Raw genomic sequence first — 1,189 nt, 5'->3', positions numbered from 1 at the left:
CTTGGGCTCAAGTGGTTGTTGCAACGGGGTGGATTCTCGTCAGGATGAGGGGTCATGCCGGGGCAGAGGTTGTCGTCCGCGGAGCGGGCGCAGATTGAGGTGTTGTTCGGTCAGGGATTGACGTTCCCGCAGATCGCGGAGGTGATCGGGCGGCATCGGTCGACGGTGTGGCGGGAGTTGTCGCGGAATCACTGCGGCACCGGGGGTCGGGTGCCGACGGGTCAGCGGCATCCGCATGGGCCTGACCCGGGTTATGTGGCCGGGGTGGGCTACCCGAAGGGGTGGGGTGGGGTGTATCGGTGGAAGTACTGTCACCGCAACGCTCAGACCAAGGCGGACGCGCGGGCGCGGCGTCCTCGTGAGGGCAAGTTGCGTCCGGGGCGGGGGCGGGCGTGGCCGCCGCTGTGGCAGATGGTCAAGGATCGTCTGACGCAGCGGCACTCGCCGCAGCAGATCGCCCGGTCGTTGCGGCGGGAGTTTCCTGAGCGACCGGAGATGTGGGTGTCACACGAGACGATCTACCAGGCGATCTACTTTCAGGCTCGGGGTGGGATGCGCCAGGAGTTGGCCCGGCAGGTCGCGTTGCGCTCTGGTCGGGCGTTACGCCGGCCGCAGTCGCGTCAGGCCAGCGCGGGCCGGGGAAGCCGACCGTGGGTGCGTGACTTCCACATCTCGACTCGCCCGGCCGAGGTCGAAGACCGGGCCGTGCCGGGGCACTGGGAAGGCGACCTGGTCATCGGCGCCCGAGGCTCCAGCGCGATCATCACCCTGGTCGAGCGTGCCACCCGATACGTGATGCTCGGCGCTTTGCCCGAATCGCGGGTCAGCGAACAGGTCATCGACACCCTCACCGCACTGATGAGCCGCCTACCGGCCGAGCTCCGCAAGACCCTGACCTGGGACCAGGGCATCGAAATGATCCAGCATCCCGTCTTCACCCTCGCCACCGACTGCAAGGTCTACTTCTGCGACCCCCACAGCCCATGGCAACGCGGCAGCAACGAAAACACCAACGGTCTCCTACGCCAGTACTTCCCCCGCTCCAGCACCGACTTCCGCACCTGGACCCAGGACGACCTCGACGCGGTCGCCCGCGAACTCAACGGACGACCACGCCAAACTCTCGACTGGCAGAATCCAGCCGAGGTACTCCACAAACACCTGGTTGCAACAGCCGCTTGAAACCGCC

At 66.8% G+C, this 1,189-nt stretch carries 1 protein-coding gene; it reads left to right on the top strand.

Going from position 1 to position 1,189, the window contains the following annotated elements:
- Window positions 1–54: 54 nt before the first annotated feature.
- A complete protein-coding gene (locus tag ABGB10_RS33165) occupies window positions 55–1,182 on the top strand; it encodes an IS30 family transposase (RefSeq protein WP_347664918.1) in 1,128 nt (375 codons plus the stop codon).
- Window positions 1,183–1,189: the final 7 nt, after the last annotated feature.

It is taken from the genome of Micromonospora sp. B9E7 (genome assembly GCF_039871815.1).
Lineage (GTDB): Bacteria > Actinomycetota > Actinomycetes > Mycobacteriales > Micromonosporaceae > Micromonospora.
Note: the sequence above shows the minus strand (reverse complement) of the source record. Positions and strands in the feature narration are given on the sequence as shown.

Coding starts and splice junctions, on each gene's coding strand:
- ABGB10_RS33165 (WP_347664918.1), top strand. CDS start 55: ATGCCGGGGCAGAGGTTGTCGTCCGCGGAGCGGGCGCAGATTGAGGTG.